This is a genomic window from Amycolatopsis bartoniae (genome assembly GCF_014191255.1).
Classification (GTDB): Bacteria; Actinomycetota; Actinomycetes; order Mycobacteriales; family Pseudonocardiaceae; genus Amycolatopsis_E; species Amycolatopsis_E bartoniae.
Map to the genome: position 1 here is coordinate 92,652 of NZ_JACHWH010000010.1, position 19,757 is coordinate 112,408.

Annotated in this window: 18 protein-coding genes; 14 read left to right on the top strand and 4 right to left on the bottom strand. The window is 71.8% G+C overall.

Annotated features, from left to right (window positions below):
• Window positions 1-61: 61 nt before the first annotated feature.
• On the bottom strand, window positions 62-1,666 hold the full coding sequence (gene mptB / locus FHX82_RS31240) for a polyprenol phosphomannose-dependent alpha 1,6 mannosyltransferase MptB (protein ID WP_145933838.1): 1,605 nt from the start codon (window positions 1,664-1,666) through the stop codon (window positions 62-64).
• Between the two features lie 125 nt (window positions 1,667-1,791).
• Here mptB and FHX82_RS31245 point away from each other — a divergent pair, with 125 nt between their 5' ends.
• The 8 genes from FHX82_RS31245 (at window position 1,792) to FHX82_RS31280 (ending at window position 8,787) form a co-directional block, all read left to right on the top strand.
• Window positions 1,792-2,532 (top strand): helix-turn-helix transcriptional regulator, encoded by a 741-nt coding sequence (locus tag FHX82_RS31245; RefSeq protein WP_183176937.1) that lies wholly within the window; start codon window positions 1,792-1,794, stop codon window positions 2,530-2,532.
• 35 nt (window positions 2,533-2,567) lie between these two features.
• The gene (sufB, locus tag FHX82_RS31250; RefSeq protein ID WP_411353385.1) at window positions 2,568-3,974 is read left to right on the top strand and encodes a Fe-S cluster assembly protein SufB; all 1,407 of its coding nucleotides are present in this window, start codon (window positions 2,568-2,570) and stop codon (window positions 3,972-3,974) included.
• Between the two features lies 1 nt (window position 3,975).
• Window positions 3,976-5,142 (top strand): Fe-S cluster assembly protein SufD, encoded by a 1,167-nt coding sequence (gene sufD / locus FHX82_RS31255; protein WP_145933835.1) that lies wholly within the window; start codon window positions 3,976-3,978, stop codon window positions 5,140-5,142.
• A gap of 32 nt (window positions 5,143-5,174) precedes the next feature.
• A complete protein-coding gene (gene sufC, locus FHX82_RS31260) occupies window positions 5,175-5,945 on the top strand; it encodes a Fe-S cluster assembly ATPase SufC (RefSeq protein WP_145933834.1) in 771 nt (256 codons plus the stop codon).
• Window positions 5,946-5,985: 40 nt separating this feature from the next.
• Window positions 5,986-7,269: a cysteine desulfurase gene (locus tag FHX82_RS31265; RefSeq protein ID WP_145933833.1), complete on the top strand. Its 1,284-nt coding sequence runs from the start codon at window positions 5,986-5,988 to the stop codon at window positions 7,267-7,269.
• Window positions 7,269-7,712, top strand: a complete 444-nt coding sequence (gene sufU / locus FHX82_RS31270) for a Fe-S cluster assembly sulfur transfer protein SufU (RefSeq protein WP_145933832.1) — start codon at window positions 7,269-7,271, stop codon at window positions 7,710-7,712. The genes FHX82_RS31265 and sufU overlap by 1 nt, the downstream gene beginning before the upstream one ends.
• Entirely contained in the window at window positions 7,709-8,101 is a 393-nt protein-coding gene (locus FHX82_RS31275; protein WP_145933831.1) for a metal-sulfur cluster assembly factor, read from the top strand. The genes sufU and FHX82_RS31275 overlap by 4 nt, the downstream gene beginning before the upstream one ends.
• Window positions 8,102-8,259: 158 nt before the next feature.
• Window positions 8,260-8,787: a snapalysin family zinc-dependent metalloprotease gene (locus FHX82_RS31280; protein ID WP_145933830.1), complete on the top strand. Its 528-nt coding sequence runs from the start codon at window positions 8,260-8,262 to the stop codon at window positions 8,785-8,787.
• On the opposite strand, the gene FHX82_RS31285 is transcribed toward FHX82_RS31280, so the two are convergent.
• Window positions 8,775-10,475, bottom strand: a complete 1,701-nt coding sequence (locus FHX82_RS31285; protein ID WP_229880298.1) for a GGDEF domain-containing protein — start codon at window positions 10,473-10,475, stop codon at window positions 8,775-8,777. The two genes, FHX82_RS31280 and FHX82_RS31285, sit on opposite strands and share 13 nt — an antisense overlap.
• 106 nt (window positions 10,476-10,581) lie before the next feature.
• Here FHX82_RS31285 and FHX82_RS31290 point away from each other — a divergent pair, with 106 nt between their 5' ends.
• The 4 genes from FHX82_RS31290 (at window position 10,582) to FHX82_RS31305 (ending at window position 15,082) form a co-directional block, all read left to right on the top strand.
• A complete protein-coding gene (locus tag FHX82_RS31290; protein ID WP_145933828.1) occupies window positions 10,582-12,141 on the top strand; it encodes a deoxyguanosinetriphosphate triphosphohydrolase family protein in 1,560 nt (519 codons plus the stop codon).
• On the top strand, window positions 12,138-12,791 hold the full coding sequence (locus FHX82_RS31295) for an acVLRF1 family peptidyl-tRNA hydrolase (RefSeq protein WP_145933827.1): 654 nt from the start codon (window positions 12,138-12,140) through the stop codon (window positions 12,789-12,791). Before FHX82_RS31290 ends, FHX82_RS31295 begins: the two co-directional genes overlap by 4 nt.
• A gap of 151 nt (window positions 12,792-12,942) precedes the next feature.
• Window positions 12,943-14,571, top strand: a complete 1,629-nt coding sequence (locus FHX82_RS31300; protein ID WP_145933826.1) for an ABC-F family ATP-binding cassette domain-containing protein — start codon at window positions 12,943-12,945, stop codon at window positions 14,569-14,571.
• 301 nt (window positions 14,572-14,872) lie between these two features.
• Entirely contained in the window at window positions 14,873-15,082 is a 210-nt protein-coding gene (locus FHX82_RS31305; protein ID WP_005437638.1) for a helix-turn-helix domain-containing protein, read from the top strand.
• Here the strand turns inward: FHX82_RS31305 and FHX82_RS31310 are convergent.
• On the bottom strand, window positions 15,060-16,355 hold the full coding sequence (locus FHX82_RS31310) for a glycosyltransferase 87 family protein (protein WP_145933825.1): 1,296 nt from the start codon (window positions 16,353-16,355) through the stop codon (window positions 15,060-15,062). The two genes, FHX82_RS31305 and FHX82_RS31310, sit on opposite strands and share 23 nt — an antisense overlap.
• A 136-nt stretch (window positions 16,356-16,491) precedes the next feature.
• Here FHX82_RS31310 and FHX82_RS31315 point away from each other — a divergent pair, with 136 nt between their 5' ends.
• Window positions 16,492-18,357 (top strand): ABC transporter ATP-binding protein, encoded by a 1,866-nt coding sequence (locus FHX82_RS31315; RefSeq protein ID WP_145933824.1) that lies wholly within the window; start codon window positions 16,492-16,494, stop codon window positions 18,355-18,357.
• On the opposite strand, the gene FHX82_RS31320 is transcribed toward FHX82_RS31315, so the two are convergent.
• Entirely contained in the window at window positions 18,354-19,055 is a 702-nt protein-coding gene (locus tag FHX82_RS31320) for a sugar isomerase domain-containing protein (protein ID WP_183176949.1), read from the bottom strand. The genes FHX82_RS31315 and FHX82_RS31320 overlap by 4 nt on opposite strands.
• 31 nt (window positions 19,056-19,086) lie before the next feature.
• On the opposite strand from FHX82_RS31320, the gene FHX82_RS31325 reads away from it, so the two are divergent.
• Window positions 19,087-19,737 (top strand): alpha/beta hydrolase, encoded by a 651-nt coding sequence (locus FHX82_RS31325; RefSeq protein ID WP_229880297.1) that lies wholly within the window; start codon window positions 19,087-19,089, stop codon window positions 19,735-19,737.
• Window positions 19,738-19,757: the final 20 nt, after the last annotated feature.

Consider the following 19,757-nt stretch of genomic DNA (forward strand, 5'->3'; position numbering starts at 1 on the left):
GACAAGTAAGCCTACGACCCCACGAGAACGCACTGTGTCAAGGGCTTGCGTGGCCCGGATCTCAGGCGGGCTTCGCGTCGCGCTTCAGCAGCATCGGTGCCGCGCGGCGGACGACCAGCAGGGCGACCAGGATCACGATGATGCCCGCCGCGTAGGCCTGGAGCGGGACGAACGACCGGCCGTCGAACGTGCTGCCCGGCGGGGAGGCGGCGAAGGCGAGCACCGCGCTCACGATCGTCGCCGCGATGCGGAAGCGCGACGTGCCCGCCGCGGCGGCCAGCGGGATCACCGCCCACAGCAGCCACCACGGCTGCATCGCCACGTGCAGCATCATGAACGCGCCCAGCGACACGCCCAGCCCGATGATCGGCCGGTAGCGCCAGCGGAAGCTGTCCCACAGGAACTTCAGCGTGATCAGCGCCGCCACCACCGTGCCCGCCGTCTGCACGATCGACACCAGCGAGTCGGTGTGGTTGCCCAGGCCCAGCGCGATGCCCAGCACCCCGCCGAGGTTCGCCAGCTCCGCCGTCGGCGAGATCCAGCTGCGCACCAGGCCCGGCGTGCCCAGCGCGCCGACCCAGCCGAAGCCCAGGCCGGTGCCGTAGCAGAGCGCGACGAGCACCACCGCGAACACGCCGGTCATCAGCGCACCGGCCCGCAGCAGGTCGGTGAGCCTGCCGTACCAGCGCCGCGCGATCATCACCCCGAAGAACCCGAGCGCGATCAACGCGTTGATCTTGATCGCGGCACCGAGGGTGATCACCACCGCGCCCAGCACGATGAACAGCAGCTCCCCGCGCGCGAGCGGCGGCGGAGCGTCCGTCGGCCCGCGCACCGGCATCCGCCGCAGGCCCAGCTCCAGCCCGGCGACCATCAGCCCGATGCCCAGCGCCTCGTTGTGCGCCCCGGCGACCAGGTGGAACAACACGAGCGGGTTGGCCGCGCCCAGCCACAGCGCGGTCGCGGGCTCGACGCCGAACCGGCGCGCCAGCCGCGGCAGCGCCCAGATGATGAGCACCACGCCGACCAGCGCGAGCGCCCGCTGCAGCAGCACCCCGGCCACGATGTTGTCGCCCACGAGCCCCGAGATGAAGCTGCCCAGCTTGAGGAACAACGGACCGTACGGCGCGGGCGTCTCGCGCCACATGTTCGACACACCGCTGGTCAGCGGGTCGCCGACGCCCAGCGCCTGCGCCGGGCCGAGGGAGTACGGGTCCATCCCGCGGTGCACGATCTCGCTCTGGGCGAGGTAGCTGTAGACGTCGCGGGAGAACAGCGGCGGCACGACCATCAGCGGCGTCAGCCACATCACGAGCGTGCGCGTGACCTGCGCGCGGCTCACCAGCCGGGCGCGACCCGGACGGGCGAACCGGCCGAGCATCAGCCAGCCGAGGACGAGCATGCCCATTCCGGTGAACGCGATCGCCAGCGACACCGTCGGGATCCGCGCGAACAGCCGCAGGACCGGGATGTCCTGCACGGGGTTGAGCACCGGCGCGGCGCCCGCGCCGAGCGAGCCGAGCGCGAGGAAGAGGGCCCCGATCGTGCCGAAGCGCCGGATCACGTCCAGCGCCTTCAGCTCCTGGTCTTCGAGGGGGCCCGGCGCCGGCGGGCGGAACGCCGACGCGGCAGACCGCTGTCCGGTGTCCGGCTCGCCAACTACCACCCGTAGAGACTATCGAGCAGGTGAAGAGAGGCCTGTGAAGGGCTTCACCGAGCTTTCCGGTGACCCCGGTCACTGCTGGGTGATCCATCTTTGCCAGGCGGCACGAAATACGACACACTTGTGTTGTGAAAAACGACGGCACACCGCAGGAGCCCGGTGCTCCCGGTGGCGCCGTGCCCGCCCAGGCGACGGTAGAGGGGCGGACGCGGCACACCGTGGCCCGCCTCCTGCTGGAAGAAGGCCCGATGACCGCGGTCGTGGTCGCGGACCGCCTGGGCATCAGCCCGACGGCGGTGCGGCGTCACCTCGACGCCCTGCTGGCCGACGGCGAGGCCGAGACCAGGGACGCGCCCCGGCGCGGCCCGCGCGGGCGTGGCCGCCCGGCCAAGCTCTTCCTGCTCACCGAAGCGGGACGGGCGCGGTTCGGGCACGCCTACGACGACCTCGCCGTGTCCGCGATCCGGTTCCTCGCCGAGCACGCGGGCGAGGACGCGGTCCGCGCCTTCGCGGAGCGCCGGGTCGCCTCACTGGTCGAACCGCACCAGGACGCGGTCACCGAGCCGGGGGAACCGGCGCGGCGGGCCGAGGCCCTGGCGGCGGCGCTGACCAGGGAGGGTTACGCTGCGTCGACCCGTCAGGTCGGCAGCGGCGAACAGCTGTGCCAGCACCACTGCCCGGTCGCCCACGTCGCAGCTGAGTTCCCGCAGCTGTGCGAGGCGGAGACCGAGGCTTTCGCCAGGCTGCTCGGCACCCACGTGCAGCGACTGGCGACCATCGCACGCGGTGACTCCGTGTGCACGACACACGTCCCGGCGGAGAGCCCGGCGGGACAACGAGCACGAACTCCGGATGGAGGAAGCGCATGACTGCCGCTGCCGAGCAGCGCAATCCCGCCACGCCGATGACCCAGGAAGAGACCATCGACTCCCTGGGCAAGTACGCGTTCGGCTGGGCGGACCCCGACGCCGCGGGTGCCAGCGCCCGCCGCGGGCTCAACGAGGACGTCGTCACCGACATCTCCGCGAAGAAGTCCGAGCCCGAGTGGATGCGCGAGGCACGACTGAAGGCCCTCAAGCTGTTCGAGCGCAAGCCGATGCCGAACTGGGGCGCCGACCTGTCCGGGATCGACTTCGACAACATCAAGTACTTCGTCCGCTCCACCGAGAAGCAGGCGGCGAGCTGGGACGAGCTGCCCGAGGACATCAAGAACACCTACGACAAGCTGGGCATCCCGGAGGCGGAGAAGCAGCGCCTGATCGCCGGCGTCGCGGCCCAGTACGAGTCCGAGGTCGTCTACCACCAGATCCGCGAGGACCTGGAGTCCCAGGGCGTGCTGTTCCTCGACACCGACACCGCGCTCAAGGAGCACCCGGAGCTGTTCCGGGAGTACTTCGGCTCGGTCATCCCGGCCGGGGACAACAAGTTCTCCGCGCTGAACACCGCCGTGTGGTCGGGTGGCTCGTTCATCTACGTGCCGAAGGGCGTGCACGTGGACATCCCGCTGCAGGCCTACTTCCGGATCAACACCGAGAACATGGGCCAGTTCGAGCGGACCCTGATCATCGTCGACGAGGGTGCCTACGTGCACTACGTCGAGGGCTGCACCGCGCCGATCTACAAGTCCGACTCGCTGCACTCGGCCGTCGTGGAGATCATCGTCAAGAAGGGCGGCCGCTGCCGCTACACGACGATCCAGAACTGGTCGAACAACGTCTACAACCTCGTCACCAAGCGCGCCAAGTGCGAAGAGGGCGCGACGATGGAGTGGATCGACGGCAACATCGGCTCCAAGGTGACCATGAAGTACCCGTCGGTCTTCCTGATGGGCGAGCACGCCAAGGGCGAGGTGCTGTCGGTCGCGTTCGCGGGCGAGGGCCAGCACCAGGACGCCGGCGCGAAGATGGAGCACCTGGCGCCGCACACCTCCTCGACGATCGTGTCGAAGTCGGTGGCGCGCGGCGGTGGCCGCACCTCCTACCGCGGCCTGGTGCGGGTCGCGAAGCGGGCGCACCACTCGCGCTCCACGGTGAAGTGCGACGCGCTGCTGGTGGACAACATCTCGCGCTCGGACACCTACCCCTACGTCGACATCCGCAACGACGACGTGTCCATGGGGCACGAGGCGACGGTGTCGAAGGTGAGCGAGGACCAGCTGTTCTACCTGATGTCGCGCGGCCTCACCGAGGACGAGGCGATGGCCATGGTGGTGCGCGGGTTCGTCGAGCCCATCGCGCGCGAGCTGCCGATGGAGTACGCGCTCGAGCTCAACCGCCTGATCGAACTGCAGATGGAAGGGGCCGTCGGCTGACATGACGGTGGCAAGCAACAACGTCTCGGAAGCAGCGGAGGCGGTCGTCCCGGCCGCCTCCCGCGCCGAGCGGTTCACCGGCTACGACGTCGAGGCGTTCGAGGTGCCGGGCGGGCGCGAGGAGAACTGGCGCTTCACCCCGATGAAGCGCCTGCGCGGCCTGCACGACGGCTCCGCGGTCGCCGACGGCGAGATCAAGGTGGACGTCGACGGCGCGCCGGAGGTGCGCGTCGAGACCGTCGGCCGCGAGGACTCCCGCCTCGGCCAGGCCGGGGTACCGAGCGACCGGGTCGCGGCGCAGGCGTACTCGTCGTTCACCTCGGCCACGGTCGTCACGGTGCCGAAGGAGACGCGCGCGTCGAAGGCCACCGTGCTGCGGCTGACCGGCCCGGGCGAGGGCCACGTCGCGTACGGGCACGTGCAGGTGCGCGCGGAGGCGTACGCCGAGGCCGCGGTCGTGCTCGACCACGTCGGCTCGGGCACGTACGCCGACAACGTCGAGTTCCTGCTCGGTGAGGGCGCGAAGCTGACGGTCGTGTCGGTGCAGGACTGGGCCGACGACGCGGTGCACGTCTCCGAGCAGCACCTCAAGCTCGGCAAGGACGCGACGCTCAGGCACATCGTGGTCACCCTGGGTGGCGACGTCGTGCGCGTCTCGCCGACCGCGACGTTCACCGACAAGGGCGGCGACGTCGAGATGCTCGGGCTGTACTTCGCCGACGCGGGGCAGCACCAGGAGCACCGGCTGTTCGTGGACCACGCGGTGCCGAACTGCAAGTCGAACGTCATGTACAAGGGCGCGCTGCAGGGCGAGGACGCCCACGCCGTGTGGATCGGCGACGTGCTGATCCGCGCTGCGGCCGAGGGCACCGACACCTACGAGCTCAACCGCAACCTGGTGCTGACCGAGGGCGCGCGCGCCGACTCGGTGCCGAACCTGGAGATCGAGACCGGTGAGATCGCCGGCGCGGGGCACGCGAGCGCGACGGGAAGGTTCGACGACGAGCAGTTGTTCTACCTGCAGTCGCGCGGGATCGAGGAGGAGTCGGCGCGGCGGCTGGTCGTCCGCGGGTTCTTCCACGAGATCCTGATGAAGATCGACATCCCCGAGGTGCGGGAACGCCTCGAGGCGGCGATCGAGACCGAGCTCCAAGCCGTCGGCGGCTGACCTCCTCCACCACGAAGGACGAAAGAACTCTCATGGCCACACTGGAAATCAAGGATCTGCACGCCGCCGTCACCACCGACGAGGGCAGCAAGGAGATCCTCAAGGGCGTCAACCTGACGATCCGCTCGGGCGAGACCCACGCGATCATGGGCCCCAACGGCTCGGGCAAGTCGACCCTGTCGTACGCGATCGCCGGGCACCCCAAGTACGAGGTGACCTCGGGCGAGGTGCTGCTGGACGGCGAGAGCGTGCTCGACATGACGGTGGACGAGCGCGCGCGGGCCGGACTGTTCCTCGCGATGCAGTACCCGGTCGAGGTGCCGGGCGTGTCGATGTCGAACTTCCTGCGCACCGCCGCCACCGCCGTCCGCGGCGAGGCGCCGAAGCTGCGCCACTGGGTCAAGGAAGTCAAGGACGAGATGGCCAAGCTGGAGATCCCGGCCGAGTTCGCCGAGCGCAGCGTCAACGAGGGCTTCTCCGGTGGCGAGAAGAAGCGCCACGAGATCCTACAGCTGGCGCTGCTCAAGCCGAAGATCGCGATCCTCGACGAGACCGACTCGGGCCTGGACGTCGACGCGCTGCGGATCGTCTCCGAGGGCGTCAACGACTACAAGGCGAACAGCGAGGTCGGCGTCATGCTGATCACCCACTACACCCGGATCCTGCGCCACATCACCCCGGACTTCGTGCACGTGTTCGCGGGGGGCCGGGTCGTCGAGTCGGGCGGCAAGGAGCTGGCCGACGAGCTGGAGGAGAACGGCTACGTCAAGTACGTCGGCAAGCAGGAGCCCGCTGCCGTCTGAAGCCGCAACCCGAACTGACACCAGGAAAGGAGTTGGCGCGATGACCACCACCACGGCCAACACGCCTTTGGACGTCGCTGCGGTACGCGCCGACTTCCCCATCCTGTCGCGCACGGTCCGCGACGGGAAACCCTTGGTGTACCTCGACTCCGGCGCGACCTCGCAGCGGCCGGTGCAGGTGCTCGACGCCGAGCGCCGGTTCCTGGAGACCTCCAACGCGGCGGTGCACCGCGGGGCGCACCAGCTGGCGGAGGAGGCCACCGACGCCTACGAGTACGCCAGGGCGCGGACGGCCGAGTTCGTCGGGGCCGACCAGGGCGAGCTGGTCTTCACCAAGAACGCCACCGAGGGCATCAACCTCGTCGCGTACGCGATGAGCAACGCGGCGACGGCGGGCCCGGAGGCGGAGCGCTTTCGCATCGGTCCCGGTGACGAGATCGTCATCACCGCGATGGAGCACCACGCGAACCTCGTGCCGTGGCAGCAGCTGTGCCAGCGGACCGGGGCCACGCTGCGCTGGTTCGACCTGACCGACGGGTTCCGGCTGGATCTGTCCAACCTGGACGAACTGGTGACCGAGCGGACGAAGATCGTCGCGTTCGTGCACCAGTCCAACGTGCTGGGCACGGTCAACCCGGTCGCGCCGATCGTGGCGCGGGCGAAGGAGGTCGGGGCGCTCACGCTGCTGGACGCGTGCCAGTCGGTGCCGCACTTCCCGGTGGACTTCCACGCGCTGGGCGTGGACTTCGCGGTGTTCTCGGGGCACAAGATGCTGGCGCCGTCCGGCATCGGCGTGCTCTACGGCCGCCGCGAGCTGCTCGAGGCGATGCCGCCGTTCCTCACCGGTGGGTCGATGATCGAGCTGGTCACGCTGGAACGCACCACGTTCGCGCCGCCGCCGCAGAAGTTCGAGGCGGGGGTGCCGATGACGTCGCAGGCCGTGGGCCTGGGCGCGGCGGTGGACTACCTGTCCGCGATCGGCATGGACCGGATCGAGGCGCACGAGGCCACGCTCACCGCGGCCGCGGTCGCCGGGCTGGCGGAGATCGACGGGGTGCGGCTGATCGGGCCGTCGGAGTCGGCGGACCGCGGCGCGACGATCGCGTTCGTGATCGACGGCGTGCACCCGCACGACGCCGGCCAGGTGCTCGACAGCCTCGGCATCGCGGTGCGGGTGGGACACCACTGCGCGTGGCCGCTGCACCGGGTGTGCCAGGTGCCCGCCACCGTGCGCGCCACGTTCTACCTCTACAACGACCTGTCCGAAGTGGACGCACTGGTGAACGGGGTGCGCGAGGCGCAGAAGTTCTTCGGGGTGGCGTGATGAATCTGGAGAGCATGTACCAGGAGATCATCCTGGACCACTACAAGAACCCGCACGGGCGCGGCCTGCGTGACCCGTACGACGGCGAGTCGTTCCAGGTCAACCCGACCTGCGGCGACGAGGTGACGCTGCGGCTGAAGCTCGACGGCGAGAAGGTCGCCGACGTCTCCTACGAGGGGCAGGGCTGTTCGATCAGCCAGGCGTCCACCTCCGTGCTGACCGACCTGGTGGTCGGGCGGCCGGTGGGGGAGGCGCTCAAGACGATGGACGCGTTCGTCGAGCTGATGCAGGGCCGCGGCCAGGTGGAGCCGGACGAGGACGTGCTGGAGGACGCCGTCGCCTTCGCCGGGGTCGCGAAGTACCCGGCGCGGGTCAAGTGCGCACTGCTGGGCTGGATGGCGTTCAAGGACGCGCTGGTGAAGAGCGAGGGAGCGAAGGCATGAGCGACGAGACGCAGACCCGTGAGGGCCGCACGGCCGCCGACCTGCCCGAGCAGGCGCAGCCCGCAGCCGACCTGGCCAAGGTCGAGGACATCGAGGAGGCCATGCGCGACGTGGTCGACCCCGAGCTCGGCATCAACGTCGTCGACCTCGGCCTGGTCTACGACATCCGCGTGGAGCCGGACAACACGGCGACGCTGGACATGACGCTGACGTCGGCGGCCTGCCCGCTGACCGACGTGATCGAGGACCAGACGGCGTCGGTGCTGGTCGGCAGCGGCGCGGTGGTGAAGGACTTCCGCATCAACTGGGTGTGGATGCCGCCGTGGGGGCCGGAGAAGATCACCGAGGACGGCCGCGAGCAGCTGCGCGCCCTCGGCTTCACGGTCTGACGATCAAGGCCCCTCTCCGGAGGGGCTTTTTTCGTGCCGCCCGCCGTATAACGACCTATACGGCGCGGCTTCCGACTTTCGACGGTACTGGTGCGCTCCGGTTTCCCCCTATCGTCTTGCCCTGCAAGGGATTTCCCCACAGCAAGGACGGTGAGGGCATGAGGCGCAGTCGGGTGCTCGCGGGCGTGCTGGCGGCGGCGGTTCCGTTCGGGGTGCAGCTCGTGGTGGACACGAGCGCGCACGCCGCGCAGGTGACCACCTTGTACTACAGCTCCTCCGGCGCGCCGGACTACGTCACGCAGATCGACCAGGCGGCGGCGAACTGGAACAACGCGGTCACGGACGTGCGGCTGGTGAAGGGCGGCTCGGCCACCATCGTCTTCCACGAGACCAACGACGGGCAGGGCTCCTACACGAGCACCGACGGCCACGGGCACGGGCAGATCTACCTCGACCGCCAGCAGGTCGCCGAGGGCTTCGCGCCCACGCGCATCGCCGCGCACGAGCTCGGGCACAACCTCGGCCTGCCGGACGACTACTCCGGCCCGTGCTCGGAGGTGATGTCCGGGCACGGTCCCGGCACGTCGTGCACCAACGCGGTGCCGAGCGCGGCCGAGGCGGCGCAGGTGCAGCGGGACTGGGCGAACGCGTTCGCCGCCGTGGGCGGAGTGCGTCAGGCGGAGTGACCCAGCGCGGCGTGCGGCCCGGCGACGCGGCGGCCGCGCAGGACCTCCACGCGGTCGGTGTCGGGCCTGCCGAGCACCCAGCTCGACCCTGGTACCGCCTTCGCGCGCTTCTTCAGCGGGGCGAGCCGGCGGGAGGCCTCGCGGTAGGAGGAGATCGTCGCGGTGGCGCAGACCAGCGTCGCGAGTGAGACGGTGACCGGTATGCCCTCGGCCGACCACGGGGTGTCCAGCAGCGCCGCCGCGATGGTGCCGATCTCGTCGACGTCGCAGGCGATGAGGAAGTCGTCACCTCCGACGTGGCTCACCGTGGTGCGCCTCAGCCGGGACGCGAGGTCGGTGAGGGTGCGCCCGAGCGCGCGGATCAGGTCGTCGCCCGCCGCGAAGCCGGCGTTGTCGTTGACCGTCTTGAACGAGTCGATGTCCACCCAGGCGGTCACGAACGGTTCGCGGCACGCGATGCGCCGGTCGATGTCGCGGGCGACGCTGTCGCTGCCGGGCAGGCGCGTGAGCGGGTTGAGCGCCGCGGCCTCTTCGACCTTCGCCTCGGCGACGCCGCGCACGACCTCGGTCACGAGCACCACGCCGAGGCAGCGGCCGTGCTCGTCGACCACGACCACGTCGTCGCCCGTGCGGCCCCAGTCCGCGTCGGTGACGAGCTCCAGCAGTTCGAGCGCGGCCGCGTCGGCCGCGATGACGTGGGGCGCGTCGGCGAGCCGCGCCGCCGGGCGCTTCGCGTGCAGGGCGTGGCCGTAGGGCCCGGTGACCGAGACCAGGAACCGCGTCCGGTCGACCGACCACTGTGGACGGTTGTGCTCGTCGACGCCGACGATGCCGGACGGCCCGTCCGCCGCCGCCAGCGCCGTGCGCACGTCGTCACAGGTCGCGGTGGCGGGCAGGGTGCTGGCCGGGCGGAGGAAGTCACGCACCCGGGGCGCCCGCGGCGGCCCCGGCACGAGCCGCTCGCCGGGTTCGGGCGTGGCGGGGGTGAGCAGCTGGGACCAGTTGACGCCGTCGGCGGCCGGAGCGAACAGGTTGCCCTGCGCGATCCGCACCCCCAGTCTCCGCACGGCGGTCAGCTGTTCCTCGGTCTCGATCCCGGTCGCGACCAGCCGGGTGTTCGTGCGGGCGGTGTAGTGCAGCAGCGACTCCACGACCGCGACCGACGCGGCGTCGCCGGGCAGCCCGCGCAGCACGCTGCGGTCGAGCTTGAGCACGTCGACGGGGGCGGCGGCGAGCAGCGCGAACGGCAGGTCCGCGCGGCCGAGCCCGTCGAGCGCGAGCCGGAAGCCCAGCTCGGCGAGCCGCCGCAGGCCGGCCAGCAGCTGCTCGGGCCACACGTGCGTGAACGGCGGCCCGATCTCCAGCACCACCTCGCGCGGGCGGCGGCCGACCTGCGCCAGTGCGTCGAGCAGCGGGCCGAACGCCTCCTCCGGGGCGGCCGCGGTGGGCGCGGTCAGGTTGAGGTGCAGCGGGAGCAGGGTCTCGTGGTCGGCCTCGGCCCGGGCGGCCGCCGCGGCGAGGCTGACGTCCACCTCGGGCAGGCGGTCGTCGCGGCGGGCGCGGTCGAGCAGGTCGGCCACCGAGCCGCGGCCGGGCCGGGCGAGGGCTTCGAGCGCGACGAGACCGCCGGTGTGCAGGCTGTACAACGGCTGGAAGGCGAACCGGACGCTGTTGGAGGATTCGCGCACCTCACGATCGTCGCCGGTGGGAGGCGGTTTCTCCAGAGTTGTCGGCTGATGTTCACCCTGGGTTCGCCGGGGCGGTCGGCCCGGCACCTCGGCTACGGTTACCGCCATGCAAGATCTCCGCACCCGCCGCCGGGACGACGCGGCGGAGGCCGCCAGCTCCCGGTCGGACCTGGCGGACAACCCGTTCCGCGCCGACCGGGACCGGATCGTGGTGTCGCCGTTCTTCGCCCGCCTCGGCGGCGTGACCCAGGTGGTCAGCGCCGCGGGCTCCGGGCTGCTGCACAACCGGCTCACGCACAGCCTCAAGGTCGCCCAGGTCGCCGGGGTGATCAGCGACCGGCTGCTCGCCTCGGCCGACAGCGCCGAGCTGCTGGGCAAGCTCGGCGGGCTCGACCGGGACGTCGCCGAGGCCGCGTCGCTGGCCCACGACCTGGGCCACCCGCCGTTCGGCCACCTCGGCGAGCAGGTGCTCGACCGCATCGCCCGCCACCGCTTCGGCCTCGCCGACGGGTTCGAGGGCAACGCGCAGACGTTCCGCATCCTCACCACCACCGACGTGCGCGGGCCGTCGGCGGTCGGGCTCGACCTGACCGCCGCCGTGCGCGCGGCGGTGCTGAAGTACCCGTGGGCGCGGCTGCACCGGCCGGACCCGCACCCGTCCACCATGCCGAACCCGCCGCGCGGCGCGGCCGAGCCCGCCGACGCGCCGGGCACCGGGTCGAGCAAGTTCTCGGCCTACTCCACCGAGCTGGAGGACGTGGCGCAGGCGCGGGAGCCGTATGCCGGGGTCATCGAGCCGTGGCAGCAGACCGTCGAGGCGTCGGTGATGGACACCGCCGACGACATCGCCTACGCCATCCACGACCTGCAGGACTTCCACCGGATCGGCGTGCTGCAGTACGCGCCGGTGGCCACCGAACTGGGGCAGTGGCTCGCGAACGCGGTCGAGCTGGCCGGGCTGGACGACGCCACGCTCGCCTCGCAGACCCGGCGGCCCGGCCGCTCGCTGGAGCAGCTGCGGCGGCGCATGCACGTGCGCGACTCGTGGATCGTCGACGACGACGCCTTCGCCGAGGCGGTGGCGCGCGTGCGGGCGGAGCTGGTGGACGGGCTGCTCGCCACCGGGTTCGACGGCTCCATCGAGGCCGAGCAGGCGATCGCGGCGTTCTCCGACCGCTGGACGAACCGCCTCGTCGGCGGGGTGGTCGTGCTGGAGTCGCCCACCAGCCGGTCGGGGCACGTGACACTGCGGACGGCGCAGTGGCACGAGGTGCAGGTGCTCAAGTTCGTGCACCGCCGGTTCGTGCTGCTGCGGCCCGAACTGGCGCTGCACCAGCGCGGCCAGGCGAGCCTGGTCACCACCCTGGTGGACGCGCTGGACTCGTGGCTCGGTGACCGGGACGAGGAGTCGCGGCTGCCCCGGCGCCTGCACGACCTCGTCGAGCTCTCCCACGCCGAGTTCGCCGAGCTCGCCGGGTCCGCCCCGGAACTGCTGGTGGGGGCGACGGGGGAGCCGGTCGCCGGAGCCGACGCGATCCGCGGCCTGGCCCGGGGCCGCGCGGTGATCGACTTCGTGTCATCGCTGACCGACCGGCAGGCGGTGTCCCTGCTGGAGGCCCTCTCCGGCCGGTCTTCGCAGCCGTGGTCGGACTCGTTCGTGCTGTGAACAGGGTGCGCGAGCTCCCCGGCGGCCGGGTGGTGGAGGTGCCACCGGAACGCCTCGCCGGCTGGTTCGACCGGTTCGCCGCGCGCAACGGCGGTCTCCGTGAGACGACCGCGAGCGCGACGGAGGTCGTGGTGACCGCGCGCAACGGCACCACCGCGACCGCCGTGGTGCCGTTCCCGCCGCTCGCCGGGTCCGGGCCGCCCACGGTGCGGCTGGGGATCCACGCCAAGCGTCCCCGCCGCGTCGGGCTGGTGCTCGTGCGCCTCGGCGCGCACAGCGTCGGGATCGCCGAGGGTGCCAGGGTGCTCGTCTCGCGCACCGACCGGCACCACGTCCAGGCGCGCTCGGCGGCGGGCGGCTGGTCGCAGCACCGGTTCGCGCGGCGGCGGGAGGACCAGGCCCGCCAGGCCCTGCGGGACGCGGCGGACGACGTGCACGACGTGCTCGTGCCGCGGGCGGGGGAGCTGGCGGCGGTGGTGCTGGGCGGCGACCGGCACGCGCTGGCGCAACTGCGTGCCGATGCTCGTCTCGGGCCGGTGTTCTCCCTCGCGGTGGACCGGGTCCTCGACGTCACCGAGCCGCGGCGCGCGGTGCTCGACGAGGCCGCGCGGCGGGCGCGTGACGTGGAGATCTTCGTCCGGGAGCCGTGAGCCCGCCCACCGGCGGGAAAAGCGGTGGCCCCGGCTCGCTACACTGGAGCCGTGGGGTTCGTGGAGATTCTGCTGGAGTAGCGCTCCAGCCCGGCCGGGTGCCGGGCCGTCGAAGCCTGCCTTCATCCACCCCCGTTCCCGGGAGTTTCCCTTGATCACGGCCACCGGCCTCGAGCTGCGCGCCGGCTCGCGCATCCTGCTCGCCGACACCACCCTCCGCATCCAGCCCGGCGACCGCATCGGTCTCGTCGGCCGCAACGGCGCGGGCAAGACGACCACGCTGAAGGTGCTCGCCGGCGAGGGCGAGCCCTACGCGGGCGAGGTCCGCCACGGCAGCGAGATCGGCTACCTGCCGCAGGACCCGCGCGAAGGCGACCTGTCCGTCGTCTCGAAGGACAGGGTGCTGTCCGCCCGCGGGCTCGACGCGCTGCTGCGTGACATGGAAAAGGCGCAGACCGCCATGTCGGAGCTCGTCGACGAGGACGCGCGGGACAAGGCGATTCGCCGTTACGGTCGATTGGAAGAACGGTTCGCGGCGCTCGGCGGATACGCCGCGGAAAGCGAAGCTGCGCGGATTTGCGCGAATCTCGGTCTCGCCGAGCGAATTCTCGCGCAGCCTTTGCGTACTTTGTCCGGTGGACAACGCCGACGGGTGGAACTGGCGCGAATCCTGTTCGCCGCTTCCGACGTCGGTGCCTCCGGCCGTTCCGACACGATCCTGCTGCTGGACGAGCCCACCAACCACCTCGACGCCGACTCGATCAACTGGCTGCGCGGCTTCCTCAAGTCCCACGACGGCGGTCTCGTGGTGATCAGCCACGACGTCGAGCTGCTCGGCGAGGTGGTCAACAAGGTGTGGTTCCTCGACGCGACGCGCGGCGAGCTCGACCACTACAACATGGACTGGAAGCGGTACCTCGAAGCGCGCGCGACGGACGAGAAGCGCCGCCGCCGCGAGCGGGCGAACGCGGAGAAGAAGGCCGCCGCGCTGCAGCAGCAGGCGGCGAAGCTCGGCGCCAAGGCCACCAAGGCGGTCGCGGCGAAGAACATGGCGCGCCGCGCCGAGCAGATGCTGGCGAACCTGGACGAGACGCGCCAGGCCGACAAGGTCGCGCACATCAAGTTCCCGGCTCCGGCGCCGTGCGGGCGCACGCCGCTGACCGCCGAGGGACTGTCCAAATCGTACGGTTCGCTGGAGATCTTCACCGGCGTCGACCTCGCGATCGACCGCGGCTCGAAGGTCGTGGTGCTGGGCCTGAACGGCGCGGGCAAGACGACGCTGCTGCGGCTGCTGGGCGGGATGGAGAAGCCCGACACCGGGCAGGTCGTGGCGGGGCACGGGATGCGGCTGGGCTACTACGCGCAGGAGCACGAGACGCTCGACCACGACGCCAGCGTGTGGGAGAACATCCGCCACCTCGCGCCGGACACCGGCGCACAGGAGCTGCGGAACCTGCTGGGCTCGTTCCTGTTCACCGGCGAGCAGCTCGACCAGCCGACGGGCACGCTGTCGGGCGGGGAGAAGACCCGGCTGGCGCTGGCGGGTCTGGTGTCCAGCGCGGCGAACGTACTGCTGCTGGACGAGCCCACCAACAACCTGGACCCGGCCAGCCGCGCGCAGGTGCTCCAGGCGCTGCGCAGCTACACGGGCGCGGTCGTGCTGGTGACCCACGACCCGGGCGCGGTCGAGGCGCTCGAACCCGAGCGCGTGATCCTGCTGCCCGACGGCACCGAGGACCACTGGTCCGCCGAGTACCTCGAACTGGTGCAGCTCGCCTGAGCGCCCGCGCCCCCGGCTCCGCCGCCCCTTCCGGGTGGCGGAGCTTTTTTTCGTCCGGCCCGCTGCCCGCTCGATAGTCGAGCGCGCAGCGTGGGTGACCGGTCGCCAACAATAACCCGCGGCGCCGAAATCTCCGCGAGGATTGTTAGTTGTTGTAGGCAACCACACTGAAATGGCCCAATATCGGCCGTTTCCAAGGTTTTTTTCGCTCGTCGCCTGGCATTCGGACGCGCGGTGTTCGATCATTGCCCTTGCGGGGCCGCGCCGAGGCCCCGAACACTGTCGAGGAAGGCGGAAAGACGTGGCTGACCTGAAGAAGGGCGCGCGCATCACCGGCAACACCCGTGACAAGCTGGCCGCTGACCTGAAGAAGAAATACGAGAAGGGGGCCAGTATTCGAGCCCTCGCGGAGTCGACGGGCCGGTCCTACGGTTTCGTCCACCGCGTGCTTTCGGAATCGGGCGTTCAGCTCCGCGGGCGGGGTGGCGCTACTCGCGTGAAGAAGAAGTAGTACCAGTAGCCCGGTCCCGGTCCTCCGCGCGGCGGAAGCACAGCATCGCGCCCAGCAGCACGAGCGGGTACACCAGATAGCCGTACCGCGTGGCCGGAGTGAGCAGGGTGAAAGCCCCGAGTCCCACGGCGATCCGCAGCATGGCGTCCGAGCCCAGGACAGGCGGCCGGCGCACGAGCCAGACCCCGATCGCGAGCGCGGCCGCACCCAGCAGCACGAACGCCAAGACCTTCCCCGCGGCCGAAGTACTCGCGATGAGGTGACCGGGCAGCGGACTCGCCGCGGGGGAGCGGACCACCCCGAGCCCCGCCGGGAACCGCAGCACGTGCTCGGTGAACGCGGCCGGGTCGACCAGCAGCACGGGCACGGTGAGCACCGCGCCCGCCACCACCAGCGTGACCAGGAACCGGGCCAGCGCACGGGAACCGAGCCGGGCCGCGACGAGCACCGCGAGCACCACGGCGGCGGGGGCCACGATCAGCTTGGCGCTGACCACGGCGGCCAGTACCACCGCGGACAGCACCGGCCGGTCCCGTGCGGCCAGGGCTCCGGCGACGAGCAGGAGCCCGACGATCGCCAGGTCCGGCCCGGCCACCGACCACGTGAGCGCGGTGAGCGGACAGGCGACGGCGAGCTGCACCGCGCGCACCGGCACCCGGGGACGGCCCAGCAACCGCAGCGTGAGCCACACGCACACGCACGCGGTCAGGGCGAACACGAGCCGGGCGTCGGTGAGCGCGTCGGCCACCGGGCTGCCGCCGAACACCGCGCGCGGCAGCCCGAACACGGCCATGACGGGCCCGTACGGGGTGTAGTCGTTGACCTCGGGCGGCCGGCCGAGCGCGGTGATGTCCACATAGGGCGTGCCGTGCTCCAGCAGCAGCTTCGCGGAGCGTTCGATCACCCACACCTCGGGCTGGGCGCTCCACGAGAACGGCGTGATCAGCCAGTCCACGCCCGTCAGCCTGCGCACCACCAGCACGGCCAGCGGCACGAGCATCGCGAACAGCACGATCAGGCCGAGGCCGAGGCGCCGCGAGTGCCACCGGCCCGGCCGGCGCGGCTGCGTCCACAGCCAGGCCGTGTGCGCGGCCGCCAGCCCGTAGCCGACCGCGGCGAACCCGCCCCACACGCGGAACCCGTAGAACTCCGAGGTGAACGCGGTCACCGCGGCGTAGGCCAGGCAGGCGAGGTAGAACAGCAGGTCCAGCGCGAGCGGCGAGACCGCCGGACGGGTGCGCGCGGCACGCCGGGGCAACGCTTCGACACCCATGACCAGGAAGGTTACCGTGCGCCGGGAAAATGCCGGGACGCCTCGGGAAGCTTGTGCGAAGCTCTGGCGTTGTCCAGGACATCTGTGACCGGAACCTCGACCAACCTGGAGGTTCTGGCCGAGGCTGGAGGGCGCTGTGGACAACACCTGGTCTTTGCTGAGCTCGGCGATGCGCCGTGAGGACGCACCGCGCGGGCTGGCGCCCGGCACGGTCGGGCGCGTGGCGCGCTTCGCCCGGCCGTACTGGCGCAGCCTCGCGGTCTTCCTCGTGCTGACGGTCGTCTCGGCCGTCATCGCCGTCAGCACCCCGCTGCTGGCGGGCAAGGTCGTCGACACCATCGTCGGCGGGCACCAGGCCGGGCTGGTGATCGGCCTCGCGGTGATCGTCGCCGTGCTCGCGGTCGCCGACGCCGGGTTCGGGCTGGTCGAACGCTGGCAGTCGGCGCGGATCGGCGAGGGGCTGATCCTCGACCTGCGGCGCGCGGTGTTCGAGCACGTGCAGCGCCTGCCGATCGCGTTCTTCACCCGCACGCGCACCGGCGCGCTCGTCAGCCGCCTCAACAACGACGTCATCGGCGCGCAGCGCACCTTCACCGCGACACTGTCCGGGCTCGTCACCAACGTGATCCAGCTGGTGCTCTCGCTCGCGGTGATGCTGACGCTGTCGTGGCAGGTCACCGTGCTCGCGTTGGTGCTGCTGCCGGTGTTCGTGCTGCCCGCGCGCCGGATGGGCCGCCGGATGGCGTCGCTGCAACGCGAGTCGGCCCAGCTCAACGCCGGTATGACGACCCAGATGACCGAACGGTTCTCCGCGCCCGGCGCGACGCTGGTGAAGCTGTTCGGCCACCCCCGGCAGGAGGCCGACGACTTCGGTGCCCGCGCCGGGCGCGTGCGCGACATCGGCGTGCGCACCGCGATGCTGACGCGGTGGTTCATGACGAGCCTGACGCTGGTCTCCGCGCTCGCGCAGGCGCTGGTGTACGGGCTGGGCGGGTGGCTCGCGATCCGCGGGCAGCTGCAGCCCGGCACGGTCGTCGCGCTCGCGCTGCTGCTGACCCGGCTGTACAGCCCCCTGACGGCGCTCGCGAACGTGCGCGTGGACGTGATGACGGCGCTGGTGTCGTTCGAGCGGGTCTTCGAGGTGCTCGACCTGAAGCCGATGATCACCGAGAAGCCGGACGCCCGCGCGGTGCCCGCGGGCGGGGTGTCGGTGGAGTTCGCGGACGTCCGGTTCGCGTACCCGGCGCCGGAGAAGTACTCGCTGGCGTCGCTGGAGGACGTGTCCACTCTGGACAGCCGGGGCGGCGAGGAGGTGCTGCACGGGATCAGCTTCCGCGCCGAGCCCGGGCAGATGGTCGCGCTGGTCGGACCTTCCGGCGCGGGCAAGTCGACGATCGCCACGCTGCTGCCGCGGCTCTACGACGTGGACTCCGGCGCGGTCCGGCTGTCCGATGTGGACGTTCGTGACCTGAGCTTCGCCTCGATCCGGGAGACCGTCGGCGTGGTCACGCAGGACGGGCACCTGTTCCACGACACGATCCGCGCCAACCTCACCTACGCCCGCCCGGGCGCGGACGACGACGAGATCTGGGACGCGCTGGACCGCGCGCGGCTCGGGGACCTGGTGCACCGGCTGCCCGACGGGCTCGACACGGTGGTGGGGGAGCGGGGCTACCGCCTGTCCGGCGGCGAACGGCAGCGGCTCACGATCGCCCGGCTGCTGCTCGCGCAGCCCCGGGTGATCGTGCTCGACGAGGCGACCGCGCACCTGGACTCGGAGTCCGAGGCCGCCGTCGGCGAGGCGCTCACGCACGCGCTCGCCGGACGGACGGCACTCGTCATCGCGCACCGGCTGTCGACGGTCCGCGCCGCCGACCAGATCCTGGTGGTGGAGGACGGCGAGATCGTCGAACGCGGCACGCACGAGGAGCTGCTCGCCGCGGAAGGCCGCTACGCCGACCTCTACCACACCCAGTTCGCGGAGGAACCCGCCGCGGCTTAGGCCAGCGCGGGAACCCGCGGCTGGTAGCGGGCGAACAGGGCGGCGTTGGCCTCGTCGCCGCCCTGGACGTTCGAGCTGCGCCACAGCGGCGCGTCCTCGACCAGGGTGACCACCTTCGCCAGCACGGCGTTCCACAGGTAGGCGTTGAGGATCGTCGACAGCGCGGCGGTGCGCGGCTCCTCGGGCGGGAAGCTCGCGTCGCCCGGGCGCACGCCGGTGTCGAGCACGACGTCCGCCTCCTCGATCAGCGTGCTGCCGGCCCGCCTCGGCGCGGCGGCGACCGAGGCGCGCGAGCTGACGGCGATCACCGGGGCGCCCGCGGCGCGCGCGGCCCGCGCCAGCTCCACCGGGTACGGGTTGACGCCGGAGGTGGAGAACACGACCAGCGCGTCGTCCGGCCCCGGGGCCGCGGGGGCGAGAACCTCCGCGGCCAGGCCGCCGCGCCGCTCGGCCGACGTGCTCGACTGCGCGCCGTGCAGGGGGAGCAGCTGCGGGTGGTACAGCGGGTACACGCAGGCCAGGCCGCCCGCGCGGTAGAACGTCTCCGCCACGGCGGCCAGCGAGTGCCCCGCACCCGCCGTGAAGACCAGCCCGTCGGCCCGAATGGTCTTGACCACCAGGTCCGCGGCCCGCGCGACCTGCTCGGCGTTGTTCGTCTCGGCGGCACGCACCGCGTCAGTCACCAGATCTGAGATCACGCGCGAAACCCTATCGGGAACAATCACCGCCGTGGGCAGAGAATCCGGCATCCGGGCAGTCACCCTCGTCCTGCACGGCGGGGCCGAGACGGGCCTCGCGCCAGTGCGCCCGTGGAGCCCCGCGTACCTGCGGATGGTGCCGATCGCCCGGGCGGTCGCGACGGCGACCGCCCGGTACGGCGTCGAGGTCCGGCTGCTGCGCAACCGGGTGCGCGGCTGGAACTCCCCGCAGCTGCACCCGGTGTCCGACGCGCGGCACGCGCTGGAGCGGATCCACGCGGAGCGGCCGGGGGTGCCGGTGTTCCTCGTCGGGCATTCGATGGGCGGCCGGGTGGCGCTGCGGGTCGCCGACGATCCGGCCGTGACGTCGGTGTGCGCGCTCGCGCCCTGGACGCCCGCGGGGGAGCCGGTGGAACCCGTGCGAGGCCGGGACGTGGTGCTCGCGCACGGCACGCTGGACCGGATCACCGAGCCCGCCGAGTCCTTCGCGTACGCCCGGCGAGCGCAGGCCGTCGCGGCGCGGTTGCTGCGGTTCGAGCTGATGTCCGAGTCCCACGCGATGCTGCTGCGCGCGCCCGCGTGGCACCGGCTGGTGCGCCGGTTCGTGCTGGACGCGCTCGGCGTCACCCCGCTGCCGGAGTGGGACAAGGTGCCGGAACAGCGGCTGCGGCTGCCGGCTTAGCGGCGCGCACAACCCTTTCG

Excerpts from the sequence above, each read along its gene's own strand:
- sufB (WP_411353385.1), top strand. The coding sequence starts at position 2,568 with ATGACCCAGGAAGAGACCATCGACTCCCTGGGCAAGTACGCGTTCGGC.
- sufD (WP_145933835.1), top strand. The coding sequence starts at position 3,976 with ATGACGGTGGCAAGCAACAACGTCTCGGAAGCAGCGGAGGCGGTCGTC.
- sufC (WP_145933834.1), top strand. The coding sequence starts at position 5,175 with ATGGCCACACTGGAAATCAAGGATCTGCACGCCGCCGTCACCACCGAC.
- FHX82_RS31265 (WP_145933833.1), top strand. The coding sequence starts at position 5,986 with ATGACCACCACCACGGCCAACACGCCTTTGGACGTCGCTGCGGTACGC.
- sufU (WP_145933832.1), top strand. The coding sequence starts at position 7,269 with ATGAATCTGGAGAGCATGTACCAGGAGATCATCCTGGACCACTACAAG.
- FHX82_RS31275 (WP_145933831.1), top strand. The coding sequence starts at position 7,709 with ATGAGCGACGAGACGCAGACCCGTGAGGGCCGCACGGCCGCCGACCTG.
- FHX82_RS31280 (WP_145933830.1), top strand. The coding sequence starts at position 8,260 with ATGAGGCGCAGTCGGGTGCTCGCGGGCGTGCTGGCGGCGGCGGTTCCG.
- FHX82_RS31290 (WP_145933828.1), top strand. The coding sequence starts at position 10,582 with ATGCAAGATCTCCGCACCCGCCGCCGGGACGACGCGGCGGAGGCCGCC.
- FHX82_RS31310 (WP_145933825.1), bottom strand. The coding sequence starts at position 16,355 with ATGGGTGTCGAAGCGTTGCCCCGGCGTGCCGCGCGCACCCGTCCGGCG.